Consider the following 17,190-nt stretch of genomic DNA (forward strand, 5'->3'; position numbering starts at 1 on the left):
TTCGTGACACTATCGTGACTATGAGTTCGTGCATCCTCGTCGTCGACGACGACGTCGCCCTGGCCGAGATGATCGGCATCGTCCTCGAGAACGAGGGCTATAGCGTCGTCTTTTGTTCCGATGGATCCCAGGCTCTGTCTCAGTTTCAGGAGCACAACCCCGACCTGGTCCTCCTCGACGTCATGCTTCCCGGCATGGACGGCTTCGACGTGTGCCGGGCGATTCGTCGCGTCTCTGACGCCCCGATCGTGATGCTGACCGCCCGCTCTGATACGTCGGACGTGGTGACGGGGCTCGAAGCTGGCGCGGACGACTATGTGCCTAAGCCCTTCAAGCCCAAGGAACTCGTGGCGCGCGTGCGCGCACGCCTGCGCGGCCGCGAGGACTCGCAGGTCGACGAGGGGCTGACATTGCAGGACCTCACCATCGACGTGGCTGGACACATCGTGAAACGCGACGGGCGCATGATCGCCCTGACGCCTCTCGAGTTCGATCTTCTGGCAACGCTGGCGCGCTCCCCGTGGAAGGTCTTCTCCCGCGAGGAACTCCTCGAGCAGGTGTGGGGATACCGGCACGCCGCCGACACCAGACTGGTGAACGTTCATGTCCAGCGTCTGCGTTCCAAGATCGAACGTGATCCTGAAAAGCCCGAGCTGGTCGTGACCGTCCGCGGGGTTGGGTACCGTGCCGGCACGGGTGCGTAGCCACCGCGCGGCGCGCTTCGTTCGTACCGTCACGACTTCGAGGCCATGGAGGTCCCTGCGTTCAACGCAGCTCGTCCACCGCATCCGTCACTCTCTGTCGGCTAAGCTCGCACTGGCCATCACGGCCGCCGCGCTGGTGATCCTTCTTGTCTTCGGCGTCATTGTTGCCTCCCAGCTGCGCACCTCCATGTTCGAGACGCGCCGGGATGCGATCCTTGCCGACGCCTCGCTGCGCTTCTCCTCGGCTCAGTCGGTGTTCTCCTCCTCGACGGCCACGTCCGCCGACCAAGTCCAGGAATCCGCGCGCGGTGCCCTGGCCTCGCTGAAAGCCTCCGCCGCCGGCGCTGGCGCGACCAACGTGGCGCTGCTGCGAGCGGAGGGATCCACGGCCTCGCTGCGTATCAACCAGGTCGAGGACGAGCAGATGCGTGGCCTCATCACGCCCCAGATGCGCGAGGCCGTGGCTGGGGGCGGTGCCCAGTGGCAGTCGGTGGCCATCCGGTCCTCCACTACCGACAAGGTCTCGCCCGGCATTCTCGTGGGCACTCAGGTGCAGTTGCCGCGCGCGGGCGCGCACGAGCTCTACATCCTCTACTCGCTGGAAGCCGACCAGAGCCAGGTCGACGTCGTTCTACGCGTGCTCGCCCTGACCTCCCTGCCGATCATCCTGGCACTGCCGATCGGCGTGTTCGCCCTGCTCCATCGTCTCCTCCTCCCGGTGCGCCTGACCGTCCACGCGGCCACCAGGGCGGCGGAAGGAGACCTGGACGTGCGTGTCGAGGTACACGGTGCCGACGAAATGGCGGCCCTGGGACGGGCCTTCAACGCGATGACCTCCTCCCTCCAGGACACAATCACCCGCTACGACGAGCTGGCCAAGCTCCAGCAGCGCTTCGTCTCCGACGTCTCCCACGAGCTGCGCACCCCGCTGACCACGATCCGCATGGCCGAAGAGATCGTGTGGGACAACCGCGATGACCTGCCTGCCCACGCGCGCCGCTCCGCTGAGCTGCTGCACGACCAGACTGAACGCATGGAGCAGATGCTCGCCGACCTCCTCGAAATTTCGCGCTACGATGCGGCGAGCGCACTGCTCGATGCCGAAGAACACGACCTGCGCCCCATCGTCACCCGCGTCGTGGAAGGCTGCGCGGAACTGGCGCAGCGGCAGGGCGTCGCGGTGATAATCGACGCCCCCAGCTGCGCCGCCGCCGAGATCGACGAGCGCCGCATCGAGCGCGTCATCCGCAACCTGGTCGTCAACGCGATCGAACACGCCGACGGGACAGACGTGACGATCACCGTGGCCACGAGTGACACCGACGTGGCCTGCCGCGTGCGCGACCGGGGCGTCGGCATGACCCAGGAGGTCGCCGACCACGTGTTCGACCGCTTCTACCGAGCCGACACCGCACGCGCACGCACGACCGGCGGCACGGGCCTGGGCCTGGCCATCGCGACCGAGGACGTGGCGATCCACGGCGGCCGCCTCCAGGCGTACGGCGAACCAGGGAAGGGAGCCTCGTTCCTCATGACGCTGCCCAAACACCCCGGCGACGAGATCGCCACATGGCCCCTGACGCTGTGGGAGGACGAATGAGACGCGCACTCGCTCTGGTCACCTGCGCCGCGCTGGCCCTCGCGGGCTGCGCATCCCTGCCGACGTCCTCGGCTCCGACCACCTTCGACGTGTCCGCGCGCGACGGCTCCGGCATTCAGTTCTCCGCCGAAGGACCCGTGGATGGCTCCGATGCCTCGACCCTCGTTACCGACTTCCTGCGGGCGTGCGCCGCGGGCACGCAGGACGACTACGCGACGGCCCGTCTGTTCCTCACGGCCTCGTCCGCGCGCGACTGGCAGCCGGAAACCGAGATCCTCGTGTACGACACGGACACAGCGCCGTCGGTGAACGCGGGAGCGGAAGTCGCCTCGCAGACGGAGGTGAACGTTTCCGTCCTGGGAGTCGCCAGCATCGACGCGTCGGGCGTTCTCACCCGTTCGAATGGGTCAACCGTGTCGCGTACCTTCACCCTCGTGCGTGAGGACGGGCAGTGGCGCATCGACGCCCCCGAGAACATGATCCTCGTCAGCCGAGCGGCTTTGACGGCCTCCTACTCTCTGGCGAACCTCTACTTCCCGACGACCGACGGTACAGATCTGGTCGCGGATCCGCGCTGGTACCCGTCTCGGCGCCTGGCCTCCCACTTGCTGGCGGGCCTCATCGCGGGTCCTCGCCCGTCCCTCGCGTCGGCGGTGTCGAACGCGATTCCTGCCGGGGCGACGCTGCCCTCCCACGGCGTGGAGGTTGCCGACGGCGTGGCCAACGTGGAGCTGACCGGGCCGATGCCTTCGAGCGAGGGGGCACACGCGAGCCTTGCGTGGCAGCTGACGCGAACACTGAAGCAGGCCGCCGATGTGGCGCAGCTGAACGTGACGCTCTCGGGGGAGGCGCTGGACACCGAGACGATCCCGCCCTCGCCACAGTATTCCCTCGACACTCTCGTGGGCGCCGGCGCGTCGGGCGTGGGCATTGTGTCCTCGTCTGCGATGGCTCCCCGAGCGTCGGCGACCGACGCCTGGGCACCGACCGTTTCGCCCGTGGATTCCTCGCTCGTGGCGTGGACAGGTGCCGACGGCGTCTACGCCGAGAAGGACGGGACCTCCGTGGCGTTCCTGCCCGGCCAGGCCCCCCTTGGTCCGTCGGTCGACCGCTACGGATGGGTATGGGGGCCGGCCACCTCGGCGTCATGGCTGAGCGTCGGTGGGGGAGCGGACGGTGCCTTCAGCGTCGGCGTCGAATCGGACAGTGCCGGCGACATCCGCGCGGTGCGTATTTCTCCTGACGGCGCGCGGGCACTCATCATCCGCGGGTCGACGCCGAGCGCGTGGCTGGGCGTCGTCGAGCGTGGCCTGAGCGGTCGCCCGCTCGCGGTGCGTTCCCTCGAACAGGTTGCCCTCGACGGCTCCGTTATCGATGCCTCATGGACGTCGTCAACGGGCATCGTGCTCGCTGTGCGGGCAGGCACCGGCGAGGCCGATCAGCTTGTGACGATGCCTCTGGGCGGGTTGCCCTCGTCCGTGGTGCTCCCGATCCACGTGACGTCGATGAGCGCGGGGGCGTCCTCGGCCTCGGTCGTCATCGTCGGCACGGACGAGGCGGGGAAAGCTCAGGTGCTCCTCCGATCAGGTGCGCTGTGGCAAAACGCCCCGGTTTCCTTGACGTCGGCGCGCTACGCGGGCTGAGTCCGATGGCAGGCGCGCGCCGCGCTTCTCTGACGCAGGGATTCCTGGGTGCGCTGCTGCCCGTCCAGTGCGCAGGGTGCCTGGCGTGGGATGAGGTGCTGTGTCCGTCCTGCCGCGCGCTGGCCTCGTCCCCTCCCGCCTTCACCTCCGTGGAGGGAAGGCGCGTCCCGATCCCCGGCGTGGTTCTCGGTGAGTACTCCGGGCCGCTGCGCCGGATTGTGCTTGCCGCCAAGCACGCCGCTCGCACGGATGTCAGCGCTTTCCTTGACGAGGCCGGGGCCACCCTGGGCGCGTCGCTGTGGGAGGCGGTGGGCGGGATGGGGTCGCCCGCTGGGGCGACGGTTGCCTTGCCGGGGAGGGCGCGCTCGGGAGACGGTGCGGTGCGCGTATGGGTCGTGCCAGCGCCCTCGTCGTGGGGTAGGCGCTTGCGGGGGCGACAGGTGGCGTTGCCGCTTGCGCGCGGGGTCGCGCGCGGGTTGGCGTCGGTGGCTCCGGCCGGTCTGCGGGTGTGTGTCGTGGACGCGCTGACCCTGCGCGTGGGTGCTGGCTCGCAGTCGGGCAAGGCAGGGGCAGCGCGCGTTGTGGGACGCATGGGGGCGATGCGGGCACGCGTGGCTGTGCCGACGGGCACGATTGCTATTGCGGTCGATGACGTGGTCACGACGGGCGCGACGATCCGCGAGATGGAGCGAGCGTTGGGACGCCTGGACGGGGTTGCGGCGCTGTGCCGACCGCGGCTTATCTCATGATGCAGGTCACCGACGTGCTATGATGTGGCTACAGACTTTCGATAGCGTGAGAGGCACAGACGCCTGTCACGTCAGTGCGGGAGGTGATAGCTCAGATCACGGTTCGGGCAACGAGCACCGAACAATCCCTACCCGCGGGCAACGATGCCCGCCGCACACCATGGAGGAAACACATGGACATCACCGTCGTCGCACGTAATGCTGAGATTCACCCGAATTTCCGCGCATACGTGGAGGAGAAGGTTTCGAAGATCACCCAGTTCTACCCGCGCGCGCAGCGCGTGGACGTCGAGCTGACTCACGAACGTAACCCCCGCCAGGCCGACACCGCTGAGCGTATCGAGCTGACCGTCTACGGCAAGGGACCGATCATCCGCGCGGAGGCGCAGTCTGCTGACCGTTACGCGGCCGTCGACATTGCTGCCGGCAAGCTCTACGAGCGCTTGCGCCGCCTGCGTGATCGCGTGAAGGATCACCGCCGCAGGTACCCGCGTGACCTGGCTGAAGCCGAAATCCTCGACGTCGCACCGGTTGTCGAAGAGGAAGTCGCTCCCGAACCGGAGGCCCCCAAGCCTCTGCGTAGCGCGGAGGACCTCAAGGTTGGAGAGGCCCGCGAGGAGCAGTGGGGCGATACCCCCATCATCGTGCGCCAGAAAGTGCACGAGGCTCCGCCGATGAGCGTGGATGAGGCCCTCGATCAGATGATGATGGTCGGCCACCCCTTCTTCCTCTTCGTCGACAAGGAAACGAGCCAGCCGTGCGTCGTCTACCACCGTCACGGGTGGACGTACGGCGTGCTTCGCTTGAACACGACGATCTGACGGTTCATTGATGTGGGCGCGCCCCGGGCCGAACGGCCTGGGGCGCTTCCTCGTGTTCGCGCGTCAGCGTTAAATGCGTCCATGTTTGCGCGGGCGTTTCCACTTTGGGCGGTTAGTTCGTAAACTAAAGGGTGGATTTGACTGCTTGCTCTACAAGGGAGCGGGCGAGGAACGTCAGGAGCTATTCGTGTCGATTATTGACAAAATCCTTCGCGCGGGCGAAGGCCGCATGCTGCGCAAGCTGGACCGGCTTGCGTCGCAGGTTGATGCCATGCAGGAGGACTTTGAGGCTCTGACGGACGAGGAGCTGCAGGCCAAGACTCAGGAGTTCAAGGATCGTCTGGAAGAGGGCGAGACTCTGGACGACATCCTGGTGGAGGCCTTTGCAACGGTCCGTGAGGCCTCGTGGCGAATCTTGCGCATGCGTCCCTTCCACGTTCAGGTCATGGGCGGCATCGCCCTGCACCAGGGCAAGATCGCGGAAATGAAAACCGGTGAAGGTAAGACGCTGGTTGCGACCATGCCGTCCTACCTGCGTGCGCTGACCGGCAAGGGCGTGCACGTCGTGACGGTCAACGACTACCTGGCGAAGTACCAGTCGGACATCATGAGCCGCGTCTACAACTTCCTGGGCCTGACCAGCGGCTGCATCCTGGTGGGTCAGACGCCGGCTGAGCGCCGCGAGATGTACGACTGCGACATTACCTATGGTACGAATAACGAGTTCGGCTTCGACTACCTGCGTGACAACATGGCGCAGGTGCCCGAGGATATGGTCCAGCGCGGCCATGCCTTCGTCATCGTCGATGAGGTCGACTCGATTCTCATTGACGAGGCCCGTACACCCCTCATCATCTCGGGTCCCGCAGACGGCGACCTGAATCGCTGGTACATCGAGTTTGCGCGCATCGCGCGTCTCCTCACGCGCGATGAGGACTACGAGGTCGACGAGAAGAAGAAGACTGTCGGCATCCTGGAGCCGGGCATCGATAAGGTCGAGGACCAGCTGGGCGTGGAGAACCTGTACGAGGCTGCGAACACTCCGCTGATCGGCTTCCTCAACAACGCGATCCGCGCGAAGGAGCTGTTCTTCAGGGATCGCGACTACATCGTGGACGCCGGTGAGGTCCTCATCGTCGACGAGCACACGGGTCGCGTCCTGCCGGGCCGTCGCTACAACGACGGCATGCACCAGGCGATTGAGGCCAAGGAAGGCGTGGAGATTAAGGCCGAGAACCAGACGCTGGCCACGATCACGCTGCAGAACTACTTCCGCCTCTACCCCGAGGGGTCGCGCTCGGGCATGACCGGTACGGCCGAGACCGAGGCCGCCGAGTTTGCCTCGACCTACAAGATCGACGTCGTCCCGATCCCCACGAACAAGCCGATGATCCGCAAGGACCAGCCCGACCTCGTCTACCCGACGGAGAAGGGCAAGCTCAACGCGATCATCGAGGACGTTGTTAAGCGTCACGAGGCCGGCCAGCCCGTCCTCATCGGTACCGCCTCGGTCGAAAAGTCCGAGCTGCTCTCTCAGATGCTCAAGAAGAAGCACATCCCGCACGAGGTACTCAACGCCAAGCAGCACGCCCGCGAGGCCGAGGTCGTCGCGATGGCGGGTCGCAAGGGCGCGGTCACGGTGGCCACGAACATGGCCGGCCGTGGTACCGACATCATGCTGGGCGGTAACTCGGAGGTCATCGCGCAGAAGAACTTGGCTGCCGAGGGCCTGGACCCGAAAGCAGACCCGGAGGAGTACCGCGAGGCGTGGCCCGTGGCTCTTAAGGATGCGGAGGAGGCCGTCAAGGCTGAGCGCGAGGAGGTGCGTGAGCTGGGCGGCCTGTACGTGCTCGGTTCGGAGCGCCACGAGTCGCGTCGTATCGACAACCAGCTGCGCGGCCGCTCTGGCCGTCAGGGTGACCCGGGCGAGTCCCGCTTCTACCTGTCGATGGAAGACGACTTGATGCGCCTGTTCAACTCGGGCATGGCCCAGCGCATCATGGCGTCGGGTGCCTACCCGGAGGACCTGCCCCTGGAGAACCGCATCGTGTCGCGTTCTATCCAATCGGCTCAGCACCAGGTGGAGGCACGCAATTTCGAGATCCGTAAGAACGTCCTGAAGTATGACGACGTCATGACGGGTCAGCGCGAGACCATCTACGGCGAGCGCCGCAGGGTCCTGGAGGGCGAGGACATGGGACCGCAGCTGCGCTCCTTCATGGAGTCCCTCGTCACGGGCCTGGTGGACGAGGCCGTGGCCGACAAGCCGGTCAGCGAATGGGATCTTCGTGCCCTGTGGGAGAACCTGCGCGGCTACTACCCGCCGTCGGTCACCATCGAGGAGGTCGAGGAGGAGCACGGTGGCAAGCACTCCCTGATCCGCGACGACCTTGTCAACGAGCTGGTTGGCGACATCCACGCCGTTTACGCGGATACCGAGGATCGTATGAACGCCAACCCGCTGGCGCAGGCGCAGTTGGGCGAGGAACCCATGCGTACGCTCGAGCGCCGCGTCGTTATCTCCGTGGTGGACCGCCTGTGGCGCGAGCACCTCTACGAGATGGATTACCTGAAGGAGGGCATCGGCCTGCGTGCGATGGGTCAGCGTGACCCGCTCGTCGAGTACAAGGACGAGGGCGCTCAGATGTTCCAGGCGATGGTTGAGCGTATCCGCGAGGAGTCCGTCCAGCAGGTGTTCTCCTACGCCAAGCAGTTCGAGCGCGCCCTGGCTGCCGCTGAGGAAGAGGCAGGCGGCTCGATCACTCGCGCGTCCGTGGCCTCGGCGCAGAGCGCCCGGTCCGCTTCTGTGGAGGATACTGAGCCCAGCGTCGAGGAAGTGGCCGCCGCCGAATCCGCCGCTTCTGAGGCGGCGCGCGAGGCTGTGGCGCATGCCCGCTCCGTCATGGGCAACGTGGGTCGCGAGAAGGCTCCGAGCCGCGTGAGCTACAGCTCTGCCGAGGGGGAGTCGGCCTCGTCGTCGGCGAGTGGTAATCGCGCGGAGCGCCGTGCGGTCGCCAAGAGGCGCCGCCGCCGCTGAGCATTGATGATGGGTGAGGGGGTTCCTGCGGGAGTCCCCTCACCCGTTTATCGTCTGCGCGGCGTTGCTCAGGCGAGTTCGAGGGCGGTGGCCATCCAGCGCCCACGGTATTCCTCGAGGCGCAGGGCTAGGGCGTAGATGCGCGAGGCGGTGGCGACGATGACGGCGGCCTCGGTGTGCTGGGCGTCGATGGAGCATACGCGCACGTGGATCGCGCTCGCGCCCCGGGCGCAGGGGGAGAGGTGGATATCGGTGAGGGCGGTGTAGAGGTCGGGCAGGAGCCACCGACGCAGCTGGGGTGCCTGGCGGGCACCCGTGACGACCTCAACGATGGCGCGTGCGAGCGTGGCTGCCCAGGCGCGGGGATCGGGAAGCTCCGCCTGGGTGGGGGCGGCGTCGGGCAGGCTGGCGACGCGGGGCCGGTATGTCTGCGAGAGTGAGCGTTGTGAGTTCCATCGAAAAGGCGAGGTGGAGGTGGGCCGAGAGGGGGTGGGTCCCGAGCGGGCGCGGGAGGCGGGCTGGGGGAGTGAACGAGGCCTGGGTGCAATGTGTGTGCTCATGGCTGGTCCTGGGGAATGGTGAGGATTTGTCCGGGGTAGATGAGTGAAGGGTTGGGGATGGCGTGCGCGTTGGCTGCGTGGATGGCCCGCCACATGCGGGTGATGTGTGCGTTGTCGGAGCCTGGCTGCAAGGAAGCGGCGATGGACCAGAGCGAGTCGCCGGGGGCGACCGTCACCGTCTCAGGCATGTCGGTGGTGGCCCGGGATGCGAGTGCTGGGTCGGGTACCTCGGGAGGCGATGGAGCGTCGCCTGGGTCGCGCGTCCCCGTGAGTCCTGGGGCCGAGGCGGGGGTTGCCTCCGTGCTTCCTGGCGACGTCGTGAGCGTCGAGGTGGGAGTATCCGCCCAGGTGAGTGAGGCTCCTGGCGCGTCCGTGTCCTGAGCGGTGCTGCTTTCCGCGTCGGCGCTCGTGGTTGGGGAGGCCTCGGGGGATGTGTGGGCAGCGGTTTCGGGGGAGTCTGCCCATGTCAGGGATACACCCTTTGGCCCTGTGTCCTGCGGTGCGGCCAGTGCGCCTCCCAGCGGAACGGATGTGACGAGGGCGGATCCAATGAGGGCGCCGGCTCCCGCCCGCGCGAGCAGGGATCGAGAGAGACGGGTGCCGAAACGAGAGACGAGTAGGTGCGCGGCCCGGCGCAGGGGATCAGGGACATGGCGCAGCGTCGCCAGGTGCGCGCAGGCGGAGGAGAGGAGATTCCACGCGAGGAGAGCCAGGGCGATGAGACCGAGAACCCAGACGACAAGTGTCTCAGGTGCGTTCGGCGTGATGGGTGGTGCGCCATAGGCGAGGTAGAGCACGTCAAGGATTGCCAGGGGTGTTCCCAAGAGCCACAGGATGGCATCGGTCAGGTACGCCTGTCCCGTCGGGGAGTCTGAATCATATGTCATGAGGAACTCTTCATCGAGTGGACGGATTCGATAGTGATTACTGTGCGCTTCGTGCGAATAGATGTCAATCGGTATCAATCAATATCGTCAGAATGTGATGTGTAACGCACGAGAATGTGGCATGGTAGGGGCATGGATATGCACGCGTTCATGGATGAACTCGAGGCGCGCTTCGATGAGGTGCGTAGTCGCGAGCTGGAAGAGCTGATCGATGAGTTAACCGACGCCGAACGTGCCTCTGTCACGCTGTCTGCGCGGCTGGCGGGGGCTGACGGCCTCGTCAACCTCTGCCTGCGCGGAGGGAGCGTGGTCGTGGGCGAGGTGCTCGACTCGACGCGCTCGTGGGTGCTGCTCCGTGGCGTGACCGGTGATGCCCTGGTCATGCTCTCAGCTATCGTCGGTGCGTGGCCGCTGGGGCGCAGCGTCGCGCGCGAATCGTCAATCCGTGGCGGCGTTGGTGTCGGGCATGTCCTGCGTGAGCTGAGTGCCCGCGGCGTCGATGTTGCCATTGACTCGGACTGTGGAGACCATCGGGGGGTCATCGACGCGGTCTATGCGGACCACGTCGACGTCGCCCTCAGTGGTGCGACCATCGGCTATGACGGTCGTGATGATGCGTGCGGGCAGACCGTGTCGCTGGCGTTGGCGGGGCTTCGTCGACTCCGCGTGCTTGGTCAGCGTTGGTCACCCGACTACTGAGCGCGTTCCGCCTTCTGGCGTTCGCGTGTCGCGGTGTACTGGTCCTGGATAAACTGCTCCAAGACGGATTCTTCGATCCGCCAGACGTGCTTGCCTCCCACCTGAATGGCGGGCAGTTCGCCGGAGGAAACGAGGGCGCGGGTTGCTGACATAGTGAGATTCAGGGTCTCGGCGACGTCAGCGAGAGTGAGAAATCGTGTTGCCATGGCAACATGGTATCAGTTGAGTTCGTTTCGTTTAAATCGTTTGAGTCAGCAATTTTTTCGTATCTCGATTGGTCGATAGGGCTGGTTGATCTCAATAGATATTGAACAACCTACCGCTTTTTGTCAGAACGATGCATTATGGAGGGGTGAAACGCGTCTCAGCTTCAGCGTCGATTCCTGCGCGCGCCCCCGGAAAGATGGACCGTCGATTCATAATCGGCGTGGTCCTCATCATCGCGTCTGTGATCGCCTTCAGTGTCCTTGGCGGATTCCTCCGGGGAGGAACCCGCGTCTACACGGTGACGACCAGCATCGCCCCCGGCGAAGCACTCACGGCTGACAACGTTCGTGAAGTCTCCGTCCACGTCGACACCGCCGTCTACGCGCCGACGGCGGATACGCCCCTGGGCAGCCGTGCCACGCGCATGCTCACCCCGGGTCAGCTTGTCATGCGCGCCGACCTCGCGCCGGACGGTACGGCTGGCCCCCAGGACCCGGACGGCATGGTCCGCGTCGCCCTCACCGTGAACGCAGGACTTCCCGACGGAGTGGCCGATGGGACTGCCATCCGACTGTGGAGCGTCTCGTCCCGCTCGCCCGCGGGTGGTGAGGCGAAGGCCCGCGAAATCGAGGGGACGTTCACCTTCGTACGCTCGGTCGACTCCTCGACCTCCGGGACTCATCGGGGCACGCGCATCGAAATCATGGCCAATGCCCAATCCCTGCCCGAACTCCTGGCCGCGCAGACCTCGAATGAACAGCTGGCCGCCGTCCCGGTGGGGGCCTCGTGAGCGCCGTCCACGGAGTCGTGATCCTAGCTGATCAGCGCTGGGAAGCCCCCATAATCCAGGCGATCCAGTCACGCTCTGACTGCCTGGCTATCGTCCGGCGCTGCGCCGACCTGGCCGAGGTGATCGCCGCCGCGCGCGCCGGCATCGCGGATCTCGCGGTCATCGACGGTGCCGACCCCGACCTGACGTCCGATGCCCTCGCCTCCCTGCGCTCAGTCGGCATGTCGGTCGTCGCCCTGGCACCGCACGAGGAGCGCTCGCGGCTCCGGGCCCTCGGCGTTGCCTCGGTAGCGGCCCCCGGCAGCCCCGACCAGGTCGTCAACTCCCTCATCGCAGCGACCCGCGCGCGTCGGCCGAACCCCACCATGGCCTCGGCCCCGCCGCCCCCGCCCGAACCCACGCAACCCGGCTCCGTCCTGGCCGTGTGGGGGACCTCCGGGGCACCGGGGCGCACGACCCTGGCGGCGGGTATCGCGACCGCCTTCGCCACGCACGCGCCCACCCTCCTCATTGACGCTGACACCACGAATCCGACGATTGCCCACCTGCTTGGCCTGCCGGTCCACGCCTCGGGGCTCTCCGTCCTGGCGCGCACCGCCTCGCGCGGGCCACTGACCCCCGAGGACGTCGTGGGCGCGTCCGTGCGCCGCTCCGACAATCTTCGGATCGTGACCGGCCTGGTCACCCCGCATCGCTGGCGCGAGGTCAGCCGGACGAGCATCGAAGCGATCCTCGGTGCGGCCCGGCTATGTTCCCGCTACACGGTCGTGGACGTCGCGGCGACTTCCCTGGAAAAAGCGACGCGCGGTGCGAATCGCGACGACGTCGCCCTCGGCGTCCTGGAACGCGTGGACCGCCTGGTGATCGCTGCGCGCGCCGACATCGTCGGCATCAACCGCCTGTCCTTCCTGGCGCGCTGGTGGGACGAACAGGGACGAGATATCCCCGTTGACGTCATCGTGAACCGTGTCAACGCGGATGCGATTGGACCGCGCCCTGTGGCCGCGCTGCAGGCTGCCATCGGAGCGTTCATGCCGGGGCGTATCTTCCACACCGTCAACGAGGACCCCGGGGTGGCGCGAGCCTCCCTGCGCGCCAAAGCGCTGGGAGAAAACGGAACTCGTTGCGTCGCCGCCGACGCGTTGGAAGCGATTGTGGCCCAGTGGGTGCCTACACTGTGACCATGCGCGTCTATGTTCCCGCCGTCCTGTCCGAGCTGTCCGTCCTCCTGCCGCCCGTACGCGTCGGCGTGGTTGCCGTGCCCGACGCCGCGATGAGTGGCGAGGACGTTGAGGTCCTCGAGGACGATGCCATCACCGAGGCCGCTCTGTCCTCCCTGGAGCTGGCCCGAGAGACCGACGGGGCGCTGCCCGCCCGCGTCGTCCTGGCGGTGGACACGCCCACGTCGACGACGCTGACCCCCGGCGACGAGGTCGAACCCCACATTTTCACCGCGCCCTCCTTCGAGTACACGTGGTCGGACGTAGCCGCGATCCTTGTGGACTTGCCCGACGCAGCCTCGGCGGTCAGCGCCGTCCTGGAGGCCGACACACAGGAGGGTGCCGACGAGGCCGTGGCCGCCCTGTGGGAGTTCTCCCTGGCGTGGTTCGACCGCTCCGAGCGCCCGGACGTCCTGGCGCTGCACAAGGGCTGACGACCGCCGCACGGGGTGCTCCCGCGCGGCGCGCTACGTCGGCGTCGACCGCGCGAAGCCGTCGCCTCGCGGATCGATGCCCGCAGACGTCCGATCCCTACGCGCGCACCCGCAGCGTCGAGCCGCCCTCCTCGAGGGGACGCACCTGGATTTGGTCCGCGATCTGCGTGGCCATCTCTTCAACGTGCGAGATGACGCCGACCGTGCGGCCCGCGCTGCGCAGCGCCTGCAGCTGCTCCATGACGAGCGCGAGGGTGTGCGAGTCCAGCGACCCGAAGCCCTCGTCGATAAACATTGTGCGCAGCTCAACCCCTCCGGCCTCGGCTGTCACGACATCCGCCAGGGCGAGCGCGAGCGCCAGGGACGTGTAGAAGGTTTCCCCGCCCGACAGCGTGCGAGGGCTGCGCGTGGCCTCCGTATCGTGGTCGACGATAGCCAGGCCGAGACCCGACTTGCGTGAGGAAGTGCCGTCGTCGGGCACGGCCACGAGCTGGTAGCGTCCCGACGAGATACGCTCCAGACGAGGATTCGCGGCCGCGAGCACGTCCTCGAGCCGAGAAATGAGCACCCATGCTGACAGCGGCGTGGCCGCGAGGTTGTCCGGCCCGGATGCTGCCGCGATGTCCGCGAGGCGACGGATGGGACCCGCCTGCTCTCGGGCCTGCGCGAGCGCGTCCAACGCCTGCTCCAGGGAGACGCGAGCGGCCTCGATCTGCGCGCAGTGCTGCTCGAGCTTGCCCGAGGCCCGGGCGGCGGAAGCGGCGTCCTCGTCGGCCTTGCGGGAGGCATCGGTGAGAGCCTCGAGGTCCGGCGCTGGGGCCGGTGCCGCGCGGGTCAAGCGCTCCGACGCAAGGGCCTCGCGTACCGCGAAGATCTCGCGTTCGTGGGCGCTGACGCGCGCTTCAAGCGCCGTGACGTCGCGTTCTTCCAGCAGGAAGGAACGCCAGGAGTCAGCCTCTAGCTCCTGGGCTTCCAGGGCCTGGGTGAGGGCCGCGCGCGCCTCGCGATCAGACTCGCTGGCCTGCTCCCAGTCGGCGCACGCACGCACGACCTGGGACGCGCGCGACGCGTCCTGCTTCAGCTGTGCGGCGCGCGCGTCCAGAGACTCGAAAGTGGAACGTTCCGCCTCCACGCGCTCGACCGCCTGCGCCAGCGCGACCCGGCGTTCCTCGAGCGTCGAGGCCAGCGACGCGGCCTTTTCGCGGGCGGCCGTGAGGGCATCCGTCAGACCGTCGAGGCGGGTGCGCTCCTGCGCGAGGGCCGCCTCGATCTCGGTGATCTGCGGGCCGAGAGCCTCGAGCTTCGCAACGAGTTCGACGGCCCGATCCCGCTCAGTCTCGAGCGTCGGCGTGGGGGCACCAGCCACCTCGTTGAGCTGGGCGATACGCCGCACGAGGTCCTGGTGGCGCGCCCGCGCGTCTCGCAGTGTGCTCTCCGCGCGGTCACGCACCTGGTCGAGTTCGGCGACCTGCTCGCGCGTGATCTCCCCGTCCGTAGCCGGTGCGGGAGCGGGGTGAACGGTGGACCCACACACGGGACACGGCGTGTCCTCCTCGAGCTCGCGCGCGAGGGCCGATGCGCTCTGCGCAATCCACAGGTCATGGCCGTCCGCTGCTGCGGCGTTCGCGAGCTTCGCAGCGACGGTGGCCTCGCGAAGCTCGTCCGACGCGCCGAGAAGGGCCGAGCGCAGCAGGTCTGCCTGCATGGAGGCATCCACGCGCTCGTTGATGGCGCGCAGCGCGGACGCGGCCTCAGGCAGCGTGTCGGCGTCTGCCCGCATGAGGCGCAGGGCCTCGGTTGCTTGCTCGATGCGCAGGGGCAGCGCCTCGCGCTCGGCTTCGATCGAGGAGACGCGCGCCGATGCCGCTTCATGCTGGGAGCGCAGCGACTCGATCTGCGCGCGCGCCTCGGGCAGCGAGCGCTCGACGGCCAGGGCCTCCTCGAGAGAGCCGCGCGTGCGCGTCGCCTCGTCGCGCAGACTCTGCGCCCGCTCGCCGAGATCAACCACGGCCTCGGGCGTGAGAGACTCTGGGATGACGGAGGCTGCCCCGCCGAGACCGGAGGAGAGCGCCAAGACCTGGTCGCAGGCCCTCTCCAGGCGCGTGAGTGCCTTCTCCTGGGCGGAGGCATAGGGAGCGACAGCCAGCGCTCGGCGGGCGTCGGCCGCGCGCTGAGCATCGGCGAGCACACTCTGCTCAGCCGCCACGAGAGCCTCCAGACGCTCACTCAGGCGAGCGTGCTCGGCCTGCCCCTGCGCCAGAGCACGCCCCTCGGACAGGGCGTGGGAGGCCTCGCGAGCTGCCGCACTGGACACCTGAGCGACGTGCAGGGTCTGCTCGTGCGCCTCGCGCGCGCGAGCACAGGCCTGCTCGGCCCAACGCCGCACCGCGCTCGAATCCTCCGCGCCCGCGTCCAGCTGGTCGGCATCCTGGTCACCGGTCGCCCGCTCGTCGGGAGCCGACCCGTCCGTGTGCGCGTCCTCGCTCAGGGCACTGTCGAGGGACCGCATGCGCTCACATGCTCCGATGGCGGCCACGCGCCGCTCCTCGATGCTGCGCTTCGACGAGGCTGCCGCATCGACGAGAGCCTTCGTGAAGTCGGAGTAGATCTGCGTGTCGAAAATGTCGCGCAGGATCTGCTCGCGATCATTCGAGGTGGCGGTGAGGAACTGGGAGAACTTACCCTGCGGCAGCACGATCGTCTGGAGGAACTGGTCCTTATCTAGGCCCACGATTGCCGGAATCTCGGAGCCCACGTCGCGCGGACCCGATGCGATTGCTTCGACCGTGCGCCATCCGTCCGGCGCGTCCGGATCCTCCACGACCCGCGTGAGCGTCGACTTCGAATTGCGCTGCGACTTCTTGCCCGCCGGCGTGTACGCCGGGGTGCGCGTCACCCGGTAGATGCCCGTCGCCACCTCGAAGACCAGGTCCGCCTCCGACGGATCTGAATCCGAGATGTGGTTGGAGCGCAGGCGGTCCTTCGACGCGTCCTTCGTGCGCGCCACGTCCCCGTACAGGGCGAAGGTGATGGCGTCGATGAGCGTGGACTTACCCGCGCCCGTGGGACCCTCGAGCAGGAAGAGCCCCGATTCGTCGAAGGCGGAGAAGTCGACCGTGTGTGCTCCCGCGAAGGGACCGATTCCCGTCATGCGTAGCCAGCGGATTTTCACTGCATGTCCTTTCCTCGAAGCTGCGCCCACACGTCCAGGGCGAGCGCGCGCTCCTGTGGGCTGAGCGCCCGACCGCCCACGGCCTCGTAAAACTCCTCCGTGACCTCGCGCGGATCCCGCGAGGCGCGCACGGTCATCGCGGGCGTGAGCGAGGGCGCCTGGGAGGGGCGGTGCACGACGACGAGGGCGTGCGGGTAGATGTCGCGGATACGCGTCACCATGCGCTCGGGTCGGGCACTGTCCGTGACCGTGATCGACACGTACGAGGCCGTGGCGGCCTGATCGGGATCGGTGAGTAGTTCCTCCATGGTCCCCTCAAGCACCGCGACGGTGCGCAGCGTCGGGATGGGCACCACCTCGATATCGGTGACCGAGGTGGCGTCCGTGGTCACGAGGGTGACGGACTTGGTGGCCCCGGCCTCGGAGAAGGAATACGCGATGGGCGAGCCCGCGTAGCGGATCGGGACCGCGGCCCCCGAGATGTTCTGCGGGTGGTGCAAGTGCCCGGCCGCCACGTAGTCGAGTCCGTGGGTCAGGGGTGTCTCGCCCCCGAGCGTGTCGAACAGATCAGCCGACACGGAGGGCACACCGCCCACCTGGATGTCGCGCTCGGAGTCCGAGGGCTGGGCGCCCGTCACGAAGGCGTGCGGCATCGCGATGGCCGGGC

The 17,190-nt window shown here is 67.5% G+C and carries 15 protein-coding genes; 10 read left to right on the top strand and 5 right to left on the bottom strand.

Features of this window, described 5'->3' with window-relative positions; translation table 11 throughout:
* The first annotated feature begins 20 nt into the window (after nt 1-20).
* The 6 genes from mtrA (at nt 21) to secA (ending at nt 8,554) form a co-directional block, all read left to right on the top strand.
* Complete coding sequence (gene mtrA, locus HMPREF1136_RS03145) at nt 21-704, top strand: MtrAB system response regulator MtrA (protein ID WP_034504650.1); 684 nt, start codon at nt 21-23, stop codon at nt 702-704.
* Complete coding sequence (gene mtrB / locus HMPREF1136_RS03150) at nt 697-2,304, top strand: MtrAB system histidine kinase MtrB (RefSeq protein ID WP_009647878.1); 1,608 nt, start codon at nt 697-699, stop codon at nt 2,302-2,304. Before mtrA ends, mtrB begins: the two co-directional genes overlap by 8 nt.
* Complete coding sequence (locus HMPREF1136_RS03155) at nt 2,301-3,947, top strand: GerMN domain-containing protein (protein WP_009647879.1); 1,647 nt, start codon at nt 2,301-2,303, stop codon at nt 3,945-3,947. The genes mtrB and HMPREF1136_RS03155 overlap by 4 nt, the downstream gene beginning before the upstream one ends.
* Nucleotides 3,899-4,696: a ComF family protein gene (locus HMPREF1136_RS03160; RefSeq protein WP_009647861.1), complete on the top strand. Its 798-nt coding sequence runs from the start codon at nt 3,899-3,901 to the stop codon at nt 4,694-4,696. The genes HMPREF1136_RS03155 and HMPREF1136_RS03160 overlap by 49 nt, the downstream gene beginning before the upstream one ends.
* Before the next feature lie 173 nt (nt 4,697-4,869).
* Nucleotides 4,870-5,517 carry a ribosome hibernation-promoting factor, HPF/YfiA family gene (hpf, locus tag HMPREF1136_RS03165; RefSeq protein WP_009647860.1) on the top strand — a complete coding sequence of 216 codons (648 nt, stop codon included), beginning with the start codon at nt 4,870-4,872 and terminating at the stop codon, nt 5,515-5,517.
* 187 nt (nt 5,518-5,704) lie between these two features.
* Nucleotides 5,705-8,554 (top strand): preprotein translocase subunit SecA, encoded by a 2,850-nt coding sequence (gene secA / locus HMPREF1136_RS03170; protein ID WP_034504659.1) that lies wholly within the window; start codon nt 5,705-5,707, stop codon nt 8,552-8,554.
* A gap of 68 nt (nt 8,555-8,622) precedes the next feature.
* Here the strand turns inward: secA and HMPREF1136_RS03175 are convergent, their stop codons facing one another.
* The gene (locus tag HMPREF1136_RS03175; RefSeq protein ID WP_009647888.1) at nt 8,623-9,114 is read right to left on the bottom strand and encodes an Rv3235 family protein; all 492 of its coding nucleotides are present in this window, start codon (nt 9,112-9,114) and stop codon (nt 8,623-8,625) included.
* On the bottom strand, nt 9,111-10,001 hold the full coding sequence (locus HMPREF1136_RS03180) for a LysM peptidoglycan-binding domain-containing protein (protein ID WP_009647872.1): 891 nt from the start codon (nt 9,999-10,001) through the stop codon (nt 9,111-9,113). Before HMPREF1136_RS03180 ends, HMPREF1136_RS03175 begins: the two co-directional genes overlap by 4 nt.
* Before the next feature lie 132 nt (nt 10,002-10,133).
* Between HMPREF1136_RS03180 and HMPREF1136_RS03185 the strand changes: the two genes are divergently transcribed.
* On the top strand, nt 10,134-10,700 hold the full coding sequence (locus HMPREF1136_RS03185) for a hypothetical protein (protein ID WP_009647870.1): 567 nt from the start codon (nt 10,134-10,136) through the stop codon (nt 10,698-10,700).
* Here the strand turns inward: HMPREF1136_RS03185 and HMPREF1136_RS03190 are convergent.
* A complete protein-coding gene (locus tag HMPREF1136_RS03190; RefSeq protein ID WP_009647892.1) occupies nt 10,694-10,906 on the bottom strand; it encodes a helix-turn-helix domain-containing protein in 213 nt (70 codons plus the stop codon). The genes HMPREF1136_RS03185 and HMPREF1136_RS03190 overlap by 7 nt on opposite strands.
* A gap of 146 nt (nt 10,907-11,052) precedes the next feature.
* Between HMPREF1136_RS03190 and HMPREF1136_RS03195 the strand changes: the two genes are divergently transcribed.
* Genes HMPREF1136_RS03195 through HMPREF1136_RS03205 form a run of 3 tightly spaced genes read left to right on the top strand, consistent with a single transcriptional unit; the run spans nt 11,053 to nt 13,351 of the window.
* Nucleotides 11,053-11,697 carry an SAF domain-containing protein gene (locus tag HMPREF1136_RS03195; protein WP_009647862.1) on the top strand — a complete coding sequence of 215 codons (645 nt, stop codon included), beginning with the start codon at nt 11,053-11,055 and terminating at the stop codon, nt 11,695-11,697.
* Complete coding sequence (locus HMPREF1136_RS03200; RefSeq protein WP_034504655.1) at nt 11,694-12,878, top strand: AAA family ATPase; 1,185 nt, start codon at nt 11,694-11,696, stop codon at nt 12,876-12,878. Before HMPREF1136_RS03195 ends, HMPREF1136_RS03200 begins: the two co-directional genes overlap by 4 nt.
* 2 nt (nt 12,879-12,880) lie before the next feature.
* Entirely contained in the window at nt 12,881-13,351 is a 471-nt protein-coding gene (locus tag HMPREF1136_RS03205; RefSeq protein ID WP_034504666.1) for a DUF6912 family protein, read from the top strand.
* Between the two features lie 97 nt (nt 13,352-13,448).
* Here HMPREF1136_RS03205 and HMPREF1136_RS03210 read toward each other — a convergent pair whose 3' ends face one another.
* Both HMPREF1136_RS03210 and HMPREF1136_RS03215 read right to left on the bottom strand, forming a co-directional pair.
* Nucleotides 13,449-16,523 carry an AAA family ATPase gene (locus HMPREF1136_RS03210; RefSeq protein WP_009647882.1) on the bottom strand — a complete coding sequence of 1,025 codons (3,075 nt, stop codon included), beginning with the start codon at nt 16,521-16,523 and terminating at the stop codon, nt 13,449-13,451.
* Nucleotides 16,520-17,190, bottom strand: a 671-nt coding sequence (locus tag HMPREF1136_RS03215) for an exonuclease SbcCD subunit D (protein ID WP_034504668.1), incomplete at its 5' end; no start/stop codon positions are given. The genes HMPREF1136_RS03215 and HMPREF1136_RS03210, both read right to left, overlap by 4 nt.

The sequence above is a fragment of the Actinomyces sp. ICM47 genome (assembly GCF_000278725.1).
Taxonomy (GTDB): domain Bacteria; phylum Actinomycetota; class Actinomycetes; order Actinomycetales; family Actinomycetaceae; genus Pauljensenia.

Excerpts from the sequence above, each read along its gene's own strand:
- mtrA (WP_034504650.1), top strand. The coding sequence starts at position 21 with ATGAGTTCGTGCATCCTCGTCGTCGACGACGACGTCGCCCTGGCCGAG.
- HMPREF1136_RS03155 (WP_009647879.1), top strand. The coding sequence starts at position 2,301 with ATGAGACGCGCACTCGCTCTGGTCACCTGCGCCGCGCTGGCCCTCGCG.
- hpf (WP_009647860.1), top strand. The coding sequence starts at position 4,870 with ATGGACATCACCGTCGTCGCACGTAATGCTGAGATTCACCCGAATTTC.
- HMPREF1136_RS03175 (WP_009647888.1), bottom strand. The coding sequence starts at position 9,114 with ATGAGCACACACATTGCACCCAGGCCTCGTTCACTCCCCCAGCCCGCC.
- HMPREF1136_RS03180 (WP_009647872.1), bottom strand. The coding sequence starts at position 10,001 with ATGACATATGATTCAGACTCCCCGACGGGACAGGCGTACCTGACCGAT.
- HMPREF1136_RS03185 (WP_009647870.1), top strand. The coding sequence starts at position 10,134 with ATGGATATGCACGCGTTCATGGATGAACTCGAGGCGCGCTTCGATGAG.
- HMPREF1136_RS03190 (WP_009647892.1), bottom strand. The coding sequence starts at position 10,906 with ATGGCAACACGATTTCTCACTCTCGCTGACGTCGCCGAGACCCTGAAT.
- HMPREF1136_RS03205 (WP_034504666.1), top strand. The coding sequence starts at position 12,881 with ATGCGCGTCTATGTTCCCGCCGTCCTGTCCGAGCTGTCCGTCCTCCTG.